Origin of the sequence: Corynebacterium sp. c24Ua_83 (assembly GCF_039907245.1) — a bacterium.
Classification (GTDB): domain Bacteria; phylum Actinomycetota; class Actinomycetes; order Mycobacteriales; family Mycobacteriaceae; genus Corynebacterium.
This window is the reverse complement of the sequence record NZ_JASBOI010000001.1, coordinates 302,424-317,737: the sequence shown is the minus strand read 5'-3', so window position 1 is coordinate 317,737 and position 15,314 is coordinate 302,424. Positions and strand designations below refer to the sequence as shown.

The window sequence follows — 15,314 nt, the reverse complement described above, 5'->3', positions numbered from 1 at the left end:
TCACGATTCGTCCTCTGGTTGGGGAACAACTTTCTGTTCCCCCACCCTAACGAAATTGGACCTAGATGCGCGCGATCCTTATGTCGGTAGCCAGAATTGCCTCCGCGCCGAGGGCGGAAAGCTCGTCCATCAGGGAGTTGGCCTGGGTCTTTGGCACCATCGCGCGGACGGCCACCCAGCTGTCGTTGGCCAGCGGGGAGACTGTCGGGGCGGACAGACCCGGCGTGATGGCGGCGACCTTGTCCAGGTTCTCGCGAGCCACGTTGTAGTCCAGCATCACGTAGTTGTGGGCGTGCAGGATGCCCTGGATGCGCTTGATGAGCACCCGCTGCTCAGCGGTCACCTCCGCGCCTTTGCGGCCGACGATCACGGCCTCGGAGACGCACAGCGGCTCGCCAAAGGGCTTAAGGCCCTGCTGGCGCAGCGTCCGGCCGGTGGAGACCACGTCGGCGATGACGTCGGCCACACCTAGGCGGATGGAGATCTCCACGGCGCCGTCCAGGCGAATCACCTGTGCCTCCAGACCCCGGTTGGCGAGGTCCTTGCGCACCAGGTTCGGGTAGCTGGTGGCGATGCGCTTGCCAGCGAGCTGCTCTACCGTCCAGTCCTCGTCCTTCGGAGCGGCATAGCGGAAGGTGGAGGCGCCGAAGCCCAGGGGTAGCAGCTCGTCGACCTCCTCGCGCGTGTCCGCGGCCAGGTCGCGGCCGGTGATGCCGATGTCCAGGTGGCCGGAGGCGATGTAGATCGCGATGTCCTTGGGGCGCAGGAAGTAGAACTCCACCCCGTTGTCCTCGTCGGCGATGGTCAGGGACTTCGAATCGCCGCGGGTGGCGTAGCCGGCCTCCTTGAGGATCGAGGTGGCTGTCTCGGACAGGGAACCCTTGTTGGGGACTGCGACGCGCAGCATGATCGTGGTGGCTGCCTTTCTTGAGCTTAGAGGTATTTGTAAACGTCAGCGGGGGTCAGGCCACGGCCAACCATCACGACCTGCAGCCAGTACAGAAGCTGGGAGATCTCCTCGGCCAGCTCCTCGTCGGACTCGTACTCCGCGGCCAGCCACACTTCGCCGGCCTCTTCGACGATCTTCTTGCCCTGGAAATGCACCCCGGCATCCAGAGCCTTGACCGTGCCGGAGCCCTCGGGGCGCGCCTTGGCGCGGGAAGACAGTTCGGCGAAAAGGGAATCGAAGGTCTTGAGTTCTTGTTCGTTCACATCTTCCATTGTGGCAGATCGCACACCTGCCGGTGCAGTGCGCCCCAGCTCTGCGTGGATCCGGCGCAGATCCTCCAGCGTGAAGCCGCTTAAGTCCTGGGCTCCCTCGCGCAGTTCGGCCAGGGTGCGCACTCCTCGCGGGATTGCGGTCTCCGGGTCGGTGGGAGCGCCCAGCACGCGGCAGCCCGCGTCGCGGGCGGCAGTCATGCCCGTTGTGGAATCTTCCACCACCAGGCACTCCTCGGGGGCGAAACCAAAGCGCGCGGCGGCGGTGGCATAGATGTCAGGGGCGGGCTTGCCATTGGGCACCTCGTCGCCGCACAGGGTGAAGTCGAAGAACTCGCGGCCAATGGAGTTCAGCGAAACCTCCGTCAGGGCGCGGTTCGTGTTTGTCACCAGCGCTATCGGGAACCCGGCGGCCTTGGCCTCGCTAAGAATCTCCCTGATACCGGGGCGGAATTCCAGCTGCCCCGCAAGGAGCTCCTCGACGCGCGTGTACATGAAGTTCAGCCATTCGGCCTTGGCGGCGTCATCAAGAACCAACCCCGCATGTGCCGCGCAGATCTCAACGGTGGTGGGGGTGGTCGCGCCGACGGTCTTTTCCCGCACTTCCGCGGTCAGCGGGCGCCCCATCTTCTCGCCCATCTCGAAGGTTGCGATGCCCCACAGAGGTTCGGTATCGACCAGGGTGCCGTCCATGTCCCAAAGTATTGCTTTCATGATGACGTTCAGTTTAGGCCAATTGCGCGTCTCACCGGCGCCCCTATGCCATAGTTAGTGACGTAGGACACACTCCAGAAGTAAGGAGCGCGATGAGCGAGCAGGCGGCATACTTCGTTCCCGGCACAGTCACGGAGGAAGAAGGCCAGATCTACCGCAATTACCACCCCACCGAACACACGGAAAGTCCCTGGGGGCCAGGCTTTCAGCACGGCTCCCCGCCCGCCGCGCTGGTGGCTACGGTGCTGGAGGATGGTGCGCGCGATGCCGGGCTGTCCCTGGAAGAGGGGCGTTTCAGCAGAATGACCGTCGAGATCCTGGGCGCAGTGCCGCTCAGCGAGCTGCGAACCCATGCACGAGTTGTGCGCCCCGGCAAGCGCATCAGCTTCCTGGAAGCCATCGTCACTGACGAATCCGGCCGCGAGTTCATCCGCGGCTCCGGCTGGTGGATCCGCCGCGGGGATACGCAGGAGATCGAGCGCACCGTCGGCGAACCCATGCCTGGCCCTGCCGGCGCCGGGGACGGCAGCGACTTCCTCGAACGCTGGGCCAGTGGTTATATCAACTCCATCGAGGCCCGCCGTGCCGACCTGGGCGAGCGCCACCTGAACGTCGACGAATCCCGCAACCCCGCGATCTACTGGTCGCGCACCGACCTTCCTGCAGTCGAGGGCAAGGAAGATTCCACATGGGTGCGTCTGATGAAGACGGTGGACATCGCCAACGGCCTGAATAACCTGCTGGATACGGACAAGTGGACGTACATGAACGTCGATACCACCGTCTACCTGCACCACGAGATGCGCGGTGAGTGGCTGGGCCTATCCGCGGAGGCCAACTACGGCACCGACGGCATCGGCACTACCGTCACGCGGATCTACGACGAGCAGGGGCTCATCGGCACCTGCAACCAGGGGATTATGCTGGCCCAGCGCTAGGCTTCGCAGACGGCCTCGGCCTGGCTGGTCACGAACATATCGTCGGCATCCAGGTCCACGGCCAGCCTCTCCACCAGGGCGAGCAGGTCCTTGATCTCCTCGTCCTCCAGTAGCGCGTCCTCATGGCGGGCGGAGAGCGCCTTGAGCTTCTCGATGTGCTGGTTGATGACGGCGGTAATCGCCAGGGTGGTTGCGGTGGGCTGCTCGTCGGTGCTCTCCTCGGTGTTCTGCAGGTGCAGGGAGGCCGCGATCTTCTTCAGCTCCGCTTCGCTGCTGGCGGCCACGGACTGCGCGGCCTGCAGCATGCCGTCGACGATGGCCTGTGCGTCTTCCACCGCCGACTCCGGGTACGGGGCCTCCCAAAACTCGCGATCCTCGTCGCGCAGGTAGCTGCCTGTCGCCATTTGGCGCAGGTTGTCGAGGAACTCTTCGCGGGCGGATGTGGTGGCTGTGCTCAGCTGTGTGGTGCTCATAAGAGACAGTCTGCCCTGTGTGAGCTAGAGGCGCACGCCCAGCAGCGCATCGATTGCGGTTTTTATTTCTGACGCCGCAGCCTCATCACCTGCCACCCCAGCCTTGGTGGCCGTGGCCCAGTCGTCGAGCGCCTCCAGAGCCGCCGCCGTGTCGAGGTCGTTGGCCAGGTGGCCGCGCACGGTGGCGACCAGCTCACGGGCCTCATCCGCGGTGGTGGAGCCTGCGGCCAGGGCAGCCCGCCAGGTGGCCAGGCGATGCTCGGCGTGGGCCAGCACATCCTTGGTCCAGTCGCGGTCCTGGCGATAGTGGCCCGCGTACACGCCCAGGCGGATGGCCGCGGGCTCGTGGCCGGCGGCGGTGAGCTTGGAGACGAACACGAGGTTGCCCAGCGACTTGCTCATCTTGGTGCCGTCCAGCCCGATCATGCCGGTGTGGACGTAGTGGTGGGCCATGCGGTCCACCCCGTGGGCGGCCTCGGCGTGGGTGGCGGAGAACTCGTGGTGCGGAAAGCGCAGGTCGCTCCCGCCGCCCTGGATCGCAAAGGGGGCGCCCAAACGGTTGACGGCGATGGCTGAGCATTCGATGTGCCAGCCGGGGCGGCCGGCGCCGAAGGGGGACTCCCACTTCGGCTCGCCGTCGCGGTGCGCGCGCCACAGTAGCGCGTCCAGCGGGTGCCGCTTGCCGGGGCGCTCCGGGTCTCCCCCGCGCTCGGCGAAGAACTCCGCCATCTGTTCTTCGTCGTAGCGGGACTCGTAGCCAAACTGCGGCAGGAAGGTGTAGTCGGCGTAGATGTCCGGGTACTCGTCGCCTTCCAGCTGGTAGGCAGCACCGACTTCCAGGAGCTTGGCCACCATCTCGATGACCTCGTCGATGGATTCCATAGCGCCGATGTAGTCGCGCGGCGGGATGACCGCCAAATCCTCCATGTCGGAGCGGAACAGGTCGATCTGGCTGGTGCCCAGATCCTGCCAATCCACCCCGTCCCGCTCGGCGCGTTCGAACAGCGGATCGTCCACGTCGGTGATGTTCTGCACGTAGTGCACGCCGTGGCCGCCCGCGCGCAGGTAGCGGTGGATCAGGTCGAAGGTCAGGTAGGTGGCTGCGTGGCCCAGGTGGGTGGAGTCATACGGGGTAATGCCGCAGACGTACATCCCCACCTCCCCGGCGGGAATCTCGACGGGTTTCACCACGTCGTCCGCGGTGTCGTACAGGCGAAGCTGCGGGGCTTCACCCGGCAGCTGTGGGACTTCCGGTTCGGGCCAAGAGTGCATGGGTTCCGATTCTAGGCTGGCAATACCCCGAATGCGAGCAGGGCCATGACCGCCAGGCCCAGCGGGATGCGCCACAGTGCGAACCAGGCAAACGAGTGGTTGGCCACGAACTTCAGCAGCCAGGCGATAGACGCATAGCCCACGGCAAAGGCAATTGCGGTGCCCACGAACAACTGGGCGCCCGAGGCGGCCTGTCCGGCGTCGGGGCTAAAGGCGTCAGGAAGCGAGAAAAGCCCCGAGGCCAGCACAGCAGGGATGGCGAGCAGGAAAGAGTAACGGGTGGCGACCTCGCGATCCAGGTTCAAGAACAGGCCAGCCGAGACCGTGCCGCCGGAGCGGGACACACCCGGGATGAGCGCCAGGCACTGCGCGAAGCCCATGATCACCGAATCGCGCATGGTCAGCTGGTCGAAGCTGCGCTCGCGGCGGCCCATGCGCTCGGCGAGGATGAAGACAAAGGAGAACAGCACCAGCATCGTGGCAGTGATCCAGAGGTTGCGCAGGTTATCGCGGATCAGGTCCTTGCCCAGGTACCCCAGGACGGCCACGGGCAGGGTACCGACGATGACCATCCAGCCCATCCGGTAGTCGAAGGTCTCCCGGTGAACGCGGCGGCCGTGCTTTCCGGTGAGGTCGGTGAGCCACTCCCACACACCCTTGCACCAGGCGCTGGCGATATTCCAGATGTCCTTGGCGAAGAACACCAGCACCGCCAGCTCTGTGCCCAGCTGGATGACGGCCGTGAACGACGCGCCGGCATCCTCGCCCCACAGCAGGGTGGAGAAGATGCGCAGGTGGCCGGACGAAGACACAGGTAGGAACTCCGTCAAACCCTGGATAAGCGACAGAATGATCGTCTGCGCCCAAGTCATATCTGTAGTCATGGGGATTGAGCCTAGTCCTTCTCCCCCGTCGTGAAAGAGTGACGTGGCCGGGCTGGTAGCGTTAGAAGTTGTGAATGTGCACGTCAATCGCTTTAGCCGAACCCTCTGCGTGACCGCCGCTGCCGCCCTGGCCCTGGGGTCACTTTCCGCCTGTGGATCCGAAGAGCCGGAAGAAAACGCGCCCGTTGCGGGTGAGCCCGCGCAGCCGCAGGATTCCCCCGATGATTCGTCCGGTCTGGGCGAGCAGATCGAGCTGGGGGAATCCACCCTGGGAGCCGCGCGCGTGGGCCTTTCTGCCGACGAGAACGCGCCGGGAGCGAACCTGGTTGCGGTGCTAACGAAGGGCAAGGTGCACTTTATTGACGCCACCAGCCCCAAGGACGAGCCGAGCCAGGTAGATGTCGACGATTCCTGCGACAACATCTCCACCACCGCAACGGGCGTGGCGGTGGCCTGCCAGGACAAGGCCATCGAGCTGGGCCCGGACGGCAAGGAGACCCGCAGCCTGGACGTGGATGGCAAGGTGACCACCGTGACCTTCCTGGAAAACGGCAAGGCAGTGCTGGGCAAGGCCGGCGAGGACAAGGCGCGCTTCTACGACAAGGACGGCAACGAGACCGGCGAGGCGATCGTGAGCCGCAGCCTGGACGAAGCCGTGCTGGTCAAGCCGCACGGCCGCGGACAGCGCGCCGCGCTGATCGACCGGGGACAGACCAGCATCAACGACGTGGACGTGGACGATGGCTCACTGAACGCCTCCCTGCGCATCGGCCAGGGCGTGGGCCAGGTGGCCACCGGGCGCGGCGACGACGGCGTGGTGGTTGCCAGCGACGCGCGCCAGGACCAGATGCTGATTTACACCATGAACGACGTTGTGCGCCTGCACCAGGCGATCCCCACGAAGGCCTCTCCGTGGGGTGTGGCGTGGGACGCGAAGCGCCAGCTGGCCTGGGTCGGGTCGGCAGGCGAGAACAAGCTGACGTCCTTCCGCATCGACAGCGGCGCGCCCGTGAAGGTTGCCGAGGTCGAGGCGCCGAGAAAGGTGCGCGAGGTTTTGGACGCCGCCGATGGCGCGTTGGTGCTGGTCACAGAGGACGGAAAGGTCAGTGTGTACAGCGCGCAGAGCGTGGATGACGCGGTGCAGGATAAGCAGACTACGCCGGATGACGAGTACCCGGCGGAGAAGGAATAAAAGGGGATCAGAAATGCTGAAGAAGATTCGCCACGGCGCCTACCAGGTGGCGCTGAAGGGAATGTTTACCCTGCGCCCAGAGCGCATCCACGGGCTGATGTCCCGCGGGCTGCAGCAGGTGGCGGGCTCCAGGGCGGCCCTGTCCGCGATGGACGGCGCGCTGGCCGTGCACGATTACGCGCTGAGCCAGAAGATTGCCGGGCTGACCTTCCCGCGCCCGCTCGGCCTGGCCGCGGGCTTCGACAAGGATGCCAAGGAGGTCGACGCCTGGGGCCCGCTGGGCTTCGGCTTCGCGGAGATCGGCACCGTCACCGCCCTGGCGCAGCCGGGCAACCCCACCCCGCGACTGTTCCGCCTACCGGAGGACAAGGCCATCCTCAACCGCATGGGGTTCAACAACGAGGGCTCCCGCGCAGCCGCTATGCGCCTGCAGAAGCGCAGCACGGACATCCCGGTGGGCGCGAACCTGGGCAAGTCCAAACTGGTGGCCGCCGAGATTGCGGACCGCGACTACCGTGAGTCCGCCAAGGCTATTGGCGGGGTGGCCGACTACTTGGTTATCAACGTCTCCTCCCCCAACACCCCGGGGTTGCGCGACCTGCAGGCGGTGGAATCCCTGCGTCCGATCATCCGCGCGGTGCAGGAAGAAAGCAGCCGCCCTCTGTTCGTGAAGATCGCCCCGGACCTGAGCGACGAGGACATCGACAAGGTCTGCGACCTGGCTATCGAGATGGGAGTGACGGGCCTGATCGCCACGAACACCACCATCAGCCGCGAAGGCCTGAAGACCCCGGCACACGAGGTGGTGGCCATGGGCGCGGGCGGAATTTCCGGGGCCCCGGTGGCAGCCCGCGCGCTGGAGGTGCTGCGCCGCCTGGCGGCCCGCGCCGACGGGAAGCTGGTTTTGATCGGTGTGGGCGGCATCGACTCCCCGCGGGCGGCGTGGGAGCGCATCGCCGCCGGCGCAAGCTTGATCCAGGGCTACACGCCGTTCATCTACGGCGGCCCGGACTGGATCCGCGAGATCCACCAAGGCCTGGCCGCACAGCTGAAGGCCCACGGCCTGGAGAATATCTCGCAGGCCGTGGGCAGCGGGTTGCCGTGGGTGTAGGCCTAAACTAGTTTTCTGCCCATCCCCAGATGATGCCGCGGGCGGTGGCCTTGAAGTTCAGGTTAAAGCCTAGGACGGTCGGGGTCTGGCGGTCGTCGATGTCCAGCTCCTCGCCCACCGCGTGGACGGCGAACAGGTAGCGGTGCGGCCCGTGGCCAGCCGGCGGGTTGGCGCCGTAGTAGCCCCAGGAACGGCTGTCGCCACGTAGCGCCACTGCCCCTTCGGGCAGGCCGCTGAGGTCCTCGTTGCCAGCACCGAGAGGCAGGGAGGTTACGTCCGCCGGAATGTTAAAGACGGCCCAGTGCCAAAAGCCGCTGGCCGTGGGGGCGTCCGGATCGAAACAGGTAACCGCGTAGGTTTTCGTGCCCTCCGGGCCTTTAGACCAGCTCAGCTGGGGCGAGACGTCGTTGCCTCCCAGCTGATCCGCGGGCAGGCGATCGCCGTCGGCGAAGGTCTCGCTAGTGACCTCCAGCGCGGGCAGATCCGTCAGCGGCGCGTATGGGTCCGGACCGGGGAAGCGGTCGTCGATATAAGTGGGCTGGTGCTGTGCGTTGTTATCGGACATAGCACCACGCTAGTCAAAGCTTTGGGCGAGCGCACTAAAGTGCTTATCCATATACAAGTAACTCCCTGTGACCTGGGTATTTGTGTAAATCACTGGCTTGGCATTAAAGTGACGGGAGTTGCCACCACTTACTGTGGTGTGCGCAACCCAAGTCCGGGTGGCGGAATGGCAGACGCGCTAGCTTGAGGTGCTAGTGTCCTATTAACGGACGTGGGGGTTCAAGTCCCCCTCCGGACACAACATGAAAATCCCACGCTTTGTAGGCCACGCCTTTAGCGCGTGGTGGGGGCTAAAGCTGCGGTACCGTTTCCTAAGCGTCCTCGTGCCCATCCTGCTGGTCGCTTTCGTCTGCTTCGTCCCGAAACCCGCGGTGGAGGATATTCGCACCTGGGTGGCCTCCACGGGCGCGTGGGCGCCGTTGACTTTTGTGGTGCTGTTGGTCGCCTTCACCCAGCTGCCGCTCCCCCGCACGATCTGGACTATCGCCGCGGGCGTGGTGTTCGGATCCCTGTGGGGTTCGGTGCTGGCGCTGGTGGGCGTGGGCGCTTCTGCCGCGCTGTCGCTGGTCCTGGTGCATGCCGTCGGCGGCAAGTGGGTGGAAAAGAAGACCCGCGATGCACAGCGCATCCAGTTTCTGCAGGAAAGGATCGCCGAGCGCGGCTGGATAGCCGTGCTGGGGCTACGCATGGTGCCGGCCATCCCCTTCTCGCTGTTGAACTACGCCTGTGGGCTGAGCCGCATCCCGTTTGTGCCCTATGTGCTGGCCACGATTCTGGGTTCGGCGCCGAATACAATTGCCACGGCCATGGCCTCCGACGCGCTCGCTACGGGTGGGCAGCCGTGGATTCTGCTCCTCAGCATTGTGGTGGTGTGCGCCGGTTTCGCGCTTGCCGCGAACGAGATTCGACTCTGGCGCCAGCTGCGCAAGGCCAATGAAGTAGGTTTATAAACATGTTTGCCGTGTATGCCGCCTACCGGGGCCGTTCGCAACGTCGTGGAGAATACGTCCGCGACGTCGCGGCGGCGCTGGAGCGATCCTCGATGGTCGAGTCCGTGGAGATGAAGGGCATTGAGGATTTCGTCTGCATCGCGCCCGGCCCCGACGAGGCCGGCGGTCTGGTTATGTCTTTGCTGCAGGCGGGTGACTTCGCGCTCGGCATTGGCTCGGTGGTTGCGGAGGTTGATGGTGACGCCCCGTCGTCCGTGGAAGAGACCATCGGCGCAGCCACCCGTGCGGTGACCCGCTCGCAGCGTGCGGGTGCGGTATCGGTGCGGATTGAGAAGCCGGGGCCGGGCGGCGTGATCGCCCCGGGGCGGGCGGCCGAAGTTGCCCAGGACATCGCGGCGGCCTTTACCCTGCTGGCGCACGTGCTGGCACGGCGCACGAAGGAAGGCCGCGAGGCCACTGCCCTGCTGCGAGCTGGGCACTTGCAAGCAGAGGCTGCGGAGATTGTGGGCATCAGCAAGCAGGCGATGAGCCAGCGGTTGGCCGCGGCGGGCTGGCATGCGGAGCAGGCCGGCTGGACCCTGGCCGTGCACATGCTGGCCAGGGCAGACGAGCTAAAGAACTAGCCCTCGTTGTAGGGATTGTCGAGCGCAGCTTCGTCGACGGGCTTGTTCGCCACGGCATTGGCGGCGGCCACGGCCTCGGCGATCTCGGGCGAGGAGGCGGTGTTGAACCAATCCTCGGAGCTCGACTCGTTGGCCTGCTCGCGAGTGGCATCGTCCACCGGCTTCGGCTCGTAACGGAACACGCCCTCGTCGTCCTTCTTGGCCAGGGCCTTGGCGAACTGCTCCAGGGAGTCGCCGAACTGCATTGGGATCATCCAGGTCTTGTTGGCAGAGCCCTTCGCCATCTCCGGCAGCTTCTCCAGGTACTGGTAGGCCAGCACCTCCGGCGTGACCTGGGCAGACTTGATGGCCGCGTTGACCTTCTGGATGGCCTTGGCCTCACCCTGGGCCTCCAGGTAGCGGGCAGCGCGGGTACCCTCCGCGCGCAGGATGGCTGCCTGGCGCTCGGCCTCTGCGGCCAGGATGTGCGCGTGCTTTTCACCCTCGGCGGCCAGGATGCGGGCCTGCTTCTCACCCTCGGCGGTCTTGATGTCCGACTCACGGCGACCCTCGGCGGTAAGAATCATGGCGCGCTTCTCGCGGTCCGCCTTCATCTGCATCTCCATCGACTGCTGGATGGATGCCGGCGGGTCGATGGCCTTCAGCTCCACGCGGGAGATGCGCAGGCCCCACTTGGTGGTGGCCGCGTCCAGCTCGCCGCGCAGGCGGCGGTTGATGACCTCACGGGAAGTCAGGGTCTCCTCCAGCGTCATGCCACCAACCACATCGCGCAGCGTGGCGACGGAAATCTGCTCCACGCCGACGATGTAGTTGTTCACGCCGTAGATGGCGCGGGCCGGATCGTTGATCTGGAAGGTAACCACCGTATCGATGGCGACGGTCAGGTTATCCTGCGTGATCACGGCCTGGGGCGGGAAGCTCACGACCTGCTCACGGGTATCGACCTTGTCGCGGATACGGTCGACGAACGGAACGAGGATCGTCAGGCCGCCAGAAACAGTGCGGGTGTACGTACCCAAGCGTTCGATGACTGCCGCCTCACCCTGCGGGATGAGGGCGACCATCTTGATGATGATCGTCGCAATGATGACCAGTAAGATCACCAAGAAAATTGTGAAGCTCATGTCTTAAGCCCTTCTAATTGTTTCGCCAAACGACCGCAGTCGTGCCGTCGATGTCTATCACTTGCACGGACTCTCCTTGGGGGTAAGTATCCCCCATGTTTGCCGAACGCGCTGACCACAGCTCGCCGGCGATGCGCACCATGCCACCGCTTTGCACATCGTCGGTGACCGCCTCAACTACCTCGGCGTTCTTGCCCGTCAGTTCGGCGTAGTCAAACGTGCGCGTCGGGGCCGTTTGCAGGAAGCGTTTGCGCAGGATGGGCCGGATCGCCAGGGTGGTCGCTAGCGAAGCCACGCCGAAAACCAGAATCTCCGCCCATACCGGAATATCCGCTAGCGAAACTCCGGCGGTGATCAGCGCGGCCGCACTGAGCATGAGCAAGGACATGTCCGCTACCAGGAGCTCGCCGAGAGCCAGCACTCCTGCCGCGATTAACCAAATGATCGGACCCATAGTCAGGATCCTAGTTGGTGGTTCAGTATTCCGGTGGGACAGTAACGAAATCGATCAACCTTTCCACCGCACCAATCAAAGTGGAGTCCAGATCGCGGAAGGTCTTAGCCGCAGCTGCCACCCGGCGCCAGCCGTCCTGCGGGCTGCCCCAGCCGAGCTCTTGGCACACGCCGGTCTTCCAGTCGGTGCCGCGTGGGATCTTCGGCCACGCGCGGATGCCCACGCTTTGCGGCTTCACGGCCTCCCAGATGTCGATGTACGGGTGGCCGGTGACCATCACGTGCGGGCCTAAGGATTCGGTCAGCCGCGCCTCCTTAGTCCCCTCGACGAGGTGATCCGCAAGCACCCCGACGCGGCGGGTGGCGGAGGGCTGGAACTCGGCGAGCCTCTCCGGCAGATTGTCGAGGCCCTCCAGGTACTCCACGACCACGCCTTCCACGCGCAAGTCATGCCCCCAGACTTGTTCGACGATCGCCGCATCGTGAATGCCCTCCACCCAAATGCGCGAGGGTGCCGCAACCTTGGCTTGCACGTTCTCCACGCGCCGCGAGCCGGAGTTAGAGGTGCGCTGCTTCGGTGGAAGCAACCTGGGATCCACGTAGCGAGTCAAGGTAATAGGCTTGCCCTCAAGGAGGAATGCGCCCTCGCGGAGCTTGAACAGGCGCGTCTTTCCATAGCGGTCCTCCAGGCGAATGAAGTCCCCATCGGCGGTCTTCTCCCCACCCACCACGGCGCCGACGAAGTCATCGGCGATTACCTCCACCACCATGCCCAGCTCCGGCGTGACGCGCGGAATGCTGGGTTTTTGGTTGCGAGAGTGGCCCTTCATGATGTCACCGTAATTGAAGCTCATGGGCAACCAGCTTAGGCTAGGAAAAATGACTGATCCGGTACCGACGTGGCTTGGGGCGCAACTGTGGTCGCCCGTGCAGAACACCTCCCTATGGCTGGCCTGGTGGCTGCACGGGATCATCGGGGCAGACGAAGTGATCGACGCCTTCCACGCCACCCAGGGCAAGCACCACCGCCTGGAGCCCGACGGCGGCGGACTCGTGGAGATGCTCGGCCAGATCCGCTCCGTGGCGGACGAGGCGCCAGTCGGGTTGGACGAACGTCCCCTGATCCAGCTGGCACTCTCCGGCCCCGGCGACGCGACCGTGCTGCCGGTTGGCCCGGAGGGGGCGTCACTAATCCTTGCCGACCGCGACCCCTTGGTCAGTCACGTGCTTAGCCCTCGTGCTATTGACGCCCACCTGGTCAGCTGGTCCTGGGATCAGGTGGAGGGGCCGGTTCCGCCGCTGCCGGTCTATTCGCCGGGCGAGGCGGATCAGCTGCTGCGTGAGGCTGCGGATAATGCAACGAGGATGGTGCGGAACGCGGGGCACGTGCCGAGCGGTGGCGCGGCGTTTCAGCGCGCCGAGCTGGCGGTGGGCGCCTTGAACGATGCCTTCGGGCTCCCCGGAATGCCGCCGGGAGTGCCCAGTCGCGCCGCCAAGCTGATGGCCAGGGCCGATCAGGTGGCGGCGATTGTGGAGGTCACGAAGCGCTCCGAGGTGGGTGCGAGCCTGGACCCCCATCTAATGCCAATGCTCCGGGCGGTAAGAACCGCCCGGATGGTGGCTGTGGATTATGCGCAGCGGGAGCTACTGCGTTAGATCATCACTCGATCATGCGGACTGCCATGGGCTGCATGCCGCCCCAGCGCACGTCGGAGATCTTGACGACATCGCCGGACTGCGGAGCCTCGATCATCTTGCCATCGCCCAGGTACAGGGCGACGTGGCCCGGCCAGAACAGCATGTCGCCGCGCTTGGCCTGCGAGGAAGGAACCTGCTTGCCGGCCGTGTACTGGTAGCCAGAGTAGTGCTGTAGCTCGATGCCCACGCCGTAGAAGGCGTACATCATCAGACCGGAGCAGTCGAAGCCGACCTTGTTGTAGTCGCCGTGCGCGTCGGCTACGCCGCCGTCGCGGATACCCTTGGTCGGGCCGTGGAAGTTACCGCCGCCCCATGCGTAGGGCAGGCCCAGCTGGCTTTCAGCGCGCTTAATGACGCGCTCGATCTTCTCCTCGGCGGTGCCGGAGGTATCGGGGCTGCTCGGATCCAGTGCATCGGCGATGGCCTCAGCTGGGCTTTCAGGGGCCTCCGGGGTCTCCGGAGTAACGGCCTCGTCCGGAGTTTCGGGAGTCTCCGGAGTCTCTGGGTTTTCTGGGGTCTCTGCAGCTTCCGGGGCCTCCTGCGCCGCCGGCGCGGTGCTAGTACTGGCGCCCATGGCGCGGTCATACTCCTGGCCGGCGGTTTCGCGGCCCGCGCGGGCTGCGGCATCCACGGCACCATCCGGGTTGCCGGACAATGCGGTGGTGAAGCCGGCCATCAGTGCGGATTCGCCGGCCTTGCGCAGACCGTCGAGGGCAGCCTGGCGCTGCTCATCGCCACTGGGGTTCAGGTCGTAGGAGGACTGCAGCTCCGCCGGGAGCTCCGGCAGGCCTGCCGGGTTGCCGAGGGAGCCCTGTGCCGGGGACTCGTCGGACTGGTCGGACTGGTCAGATTCAGTGGTCTCGTTAGCCTCAGCCGGCTGAGCATCCTCAGTGTTCTCAGTGTTCTCAGTGTTCTGAGTGTTCTCTGTGGAGTCCTCAGTGGACTGAGTCTCCTCCGCCTTTTCATCGGCCTTCTCGACCTTGGCACCCGCGTTCTCGGCTGCCTTCTCGGCGACCTTGCGCTTGTCCCAGCTAGAAGCCTCCGGGTGGGTGTTGGTGAAGGTCTCCACGGCGGCACGAGCCTCGCGGAGCGCCTTTTCCGCCTTCGACTTCTCATCGAGCAGGCGCTTGTATTCCTTCTGCTTCTCGGTGAGGGTCTTCTGGGAGTTGTTCAAGGTGTCGCGCGCGGTGTTGTACTTGCTTACCGCGTCGTCGACGGCGGAGTTCGCCTTATCGCGGGAGTCGCGCAGCGAGGACTCCTCGTTGGCGTTCTGGGTACGCGCCAGGTCGAGGCGGTCGACTTCGTCCTTCTGCTTCTTGGAGGCTGCGTCGATGTAGGAGGAGCGATCGAGCGTGTCACCAACCGCGTCACTGCCGCCGGCAGCCAGGTTCACGGCGGAGGCGTCGCCGCCCTGGGCGTAGGCGGAACGCGCGATGTCGTTCAGCTTCGACTGTGCCTTGGTTACCTCGGTGTCGGAATCCTTGAGGCGTCCGCGTGCGTCCACGACCTTGTCCTGGGCCGTTTGGGCGGCGGACTGGCTGTTGACGAGGTCGACGCGGGCCTTGTTGGCATCTTCTCGCAGCGAGCCCATGAGCGTCTCCATCTCGGAGACCTGGGACTTGGCGCGAGAAACCTGGCCGACGAGGTCGGCCAGGAAGCTTTCAACGGTACGCTTGTCGTCGGCCTGGGCGACCATAGTCGTCGACTGGAGCGTCACTCCAGCGGTCACTGCGACGGCCAACACCGTTCGCTTACGGCTTTGTGGTCGTGGTGTCACGATCGATTCTCCTGGTGTTTATACAACTGGCTTTGAAGCGAGCGAAACCCTCGGTCCAGCTGGCCGCACTTCCCCATGCGACCAGTACAGGTCCCGTCGGGTGACTCTCAAAAATCACTTCGAGATCAACTCGTTTCAAAAGTTGACACTGGGAACCCTAGAGCACACGAGTCAAGGCCGTAAACTTTTTCACCATGAATCCCATGAATCGCACTAGTCACATAAGTAACGGCAATTGCCTTGACCTGCGAATAGTAACGGAAAAGTTACAAGTGTGATTTATGGCACATTTATGAGCGCGTAGGCGTGTCGCATTGCGTCAC

Annotated in this window: 16 protein-coding genes and 1 tRNA gene; 7 read left to right on the top strand and 10 right to left on the bottom strand. The window is 64.8% G+C overall.

Going from position 1 to position 15,314, the window contains the following annotated elements; translation table 11 throughout:
- Positions 1–61 precede the first annotated feature (61 nt).
- Together hisG and QKE30_RS01455 are read right to left on the bottom strand one after the other, a co-directional pair.
- Complete coding sequence (gene hisG, locus QKE30_RS01460) at positions 62–907, bottom strand: ATP phosphoribosyltransferase (RefSeq protein WP_034987593.1); 846 nt, start codon at positions 905–907, stop codon at positions 62–64.
- Positions 908–933: 26 nt separating this feature from the next.
- Positions 934–1,932 (bottom strand): phosphoribosyl-ATP diphosphatase, encoded by a 999-nt coding sequence (locus QKE30_RS01455; protein ID WP_347933908.1) that lies wholly within the window; start codon positions 1,930–1,932, stop codon positions 934–936.
- 92 nt (positions 1,933–2,024) lie between these two features.
- Here QKE30_RS01455 and QKE30_RS01450 point away from each other — a divergent pair, with 92 nt between their 5' ends.
- On the top strand, positions 2,025–2,870 hold the full coding sequence (locus QKE30_RS01450; RefSeq protein WP_347933907.1) for a thioesterase family protein: 846 nt from the start codon (positions 2,025–2,027) through the stop codon (positions 2,868–2,870).
- Here the strand turns inward: QKE30_RS01450 and QKE30_RS01445 are convergent.
- From QKE30_RS01445 to QKE30_RS01435, 3 genes are read right to left on the bottom strand one after another with little or no spacing between them, the layout of a single operon-like run.
- On the bottom strand, positions 2,867–3,343 hold the full coding sequence (locus QKE30_RS01445; protein WP_347933906.1) for a hypothetical protein: 477 nt from the start codon (positions 3,341–3,343) through the stop codon (positions 2,867–2,869). The two genes, QKE30_RS01450 and QKE30_RS01445, sit on opposite strands and share 4 nt — an antisense overlap.
- Positions 3,344–3,367: 24 nt before the next feature.
- The gene (gene mshC, locus QKE30_RS01440; protein ID WP_347933905.1) at positions 3,368–4,615 is read right to left on the bottom strand and encodes a cysteine--1-D-myo-inosityl 2-amino-2-deoxy-alpha-D-glucopyranoside ligase; all 1,248 of its coding nucleotides are present in this window, start codon (positions 4,613–4,615) and stop codon (positions 3,368–3,370) included.
- An 11-nt stretch (positions 4,616–4,626) separates the two neighbouring features.
- A complete protein-coding gene (locus QKE30_RS01435) occupies positions 4,627–5,499 on the bottom strand; it encodes an undecaprenyl-diphosphate phosphatase (RefSeq protein WP_347933904.1) in 873 nt (290 codons plus the stop codon).
- 70 nt (positions 5,500–5,569) lie between these two features.
- Between QKE30_RS01435 and QKE30_RS01430 the strand changes: the two genes are divergently transcribed.
- Both QKE30_RS01430 and QKE30_RS01425 read left to right on the top strand, forming a co-directional pair.
- A complete protein-coding gene (locus tag QKE30_RS01430) occupies positions 5,570–6,691 on the top strand; it encodes a hypothetical protein (RefSeq protein ID WP_347933903.1) in 1,122 nt (373 codons plus the stop codon).
- A gap of 13 nt (positions 6,692–6,704) precedes the next feature.
- A complete protein-coding gene (locus QKE30_RS01425) occupies positions 6,705–7,802 on the top strand; it encodes a quinone-dependent dihydroorotate dehydrogenase (RefSeq protein ID WP_347933902.1) in 1,098 nt (365 codons plus the stop codon).
- A gap of 7 nt (positions 7,803–7,809) precedes the next feature.
- Here the strand turns inward: QKE30_RS01425 and QKE30_RS01420 are convergent, their stop codons facing one another.
- Positions 7,810–8,367: a YbhB/YbcL family Raf kinase inhibitor-like protein gene (locus QKE30_RS01420; protein WP_347933901.1), complete on the bottom strand. Its 558-nt coding sequence runs from the start codon at positions 8,365–8,367 to the stop codon at positions 7,810–7,812.
- A 151-nt stretch (positions 8,368–8,518) separates the two neighbouring features.
- Here QKE30_RS01420 and QKE30_RS01415 point away from each other — a divergent pair.
- From QKE30_RS01415 to QKE30_RS01405, 3 genes are all read left to right on the top strand, one after another.
- Positions 8,519–8,604: transfer RNA gene (locus tag QKE30_RS01415), tRNA-Leu, on the top strand.
- An 85-nt stretch (positions 8,605–8,689) separates the two neighbouring features.
- On the top strand, positions 8,690–9,316 hold the full coding sequence (locus QKE30_RS01410; protein ID WP_347933900.1) for a TVP38/TMEM64 family protein: 627 nt from the start codon (positions 8,690–8,692) through the stop codon (positions 9,314–9,316).
- A 2-nt stretch (positions 9,317–9,318) separates the two neighbouring features.
- Complete coding sequence (locus tag QKE30_RS01405) at positions 9,319–9,939, top strand: hypothetical protein (protein WP_005294724.1); 621 nt, start codon at positions 9,319–9,321, stop codon at positions 9,937–9,939.
- Here the strand turns inward: QKE30_RS01405 and QKE30_RS01400 are convergent.
- Genes QKE30_RS01400 through QKE30_RS01390 form a run of 3 tightly spaced genes read right to left on the bottom strand, consistent with a single transcriptional unit; the run spans position 9,936 to position 12,370 of the window.
- The gene (locus QKE30_RS01400) at positions 9,936–11,063 is read right to left on the bottom strand and encodes an SPFH domain-containing protein (protein WP_347933899.1); all 1,128 of its coding nucleotides are present in this window, start codon (positions 11,061–11,063) and stop codon (positions 9,936–9,938) included. The genes QKE30_RS01405 and QKE30_RS01400 overlap by 4 nt on opposite strands.
- 13 nt (positions 11,064–11,076) lie before the next feature.
- Positions 11,077–11,517, bottom strand: a complete 441-nt coding sequence (locus QKE30_RS01395; RefSeq protein WP_347933898.1) for an NfeD family protein — start codon at positions 11,515–11,517, stop codon at positions 11,077–11,079.
- A gap of 22 nt (positions 11,518–11,539) precedes the next feature.
- Positions 11,540–12,370: a DUF3097 domain-containing protein gene (locus tag QKE30_RS01390; RefSeq protein WP_347933897.1), complete on the bottom strand. Its 831-nt coding sequence runs from the start codon at positions 12,368–12,370 to the stop codon at positions 11,540–11,542.
- 25 nt (positions 12,371–12,395) lie between these two features.
- Here QKE30_RS01390 and QKE30_RS01385 point away from each other — a divergent pair, with 25 nt between their 5' ends.
- The gene (locus QKE30_RS01385) at positions 12,396–13,172 is read left to right on the top strand and encodes a hypothetical protein (RefSeq protein WP_347933896.1); all 777 of its coding nucleotides are present in this window, start codon (positions 12,396–12,398) and stop codon (positions 13,170–13,172) included.
- 4 nt (positions 13,173–13,176) lie between these two features.
- Here the strand turns inward: QKE30_RS01385 and QKE30_RS01380 are convergent, their stop codons facing one another.
- Complete coding sequence (locus QKE30_RS01380) at positions 13,177–14,991, bottom strand: NlpC/P60 family protein (protein WP_347933895.1); 1,815 nt, start codon at positions 14,989–14,991, stop codon at positions 13,177–13,179.
- Between the last annotated feature and the right edge of the window lie 323 nt (positions 14,992–15,314).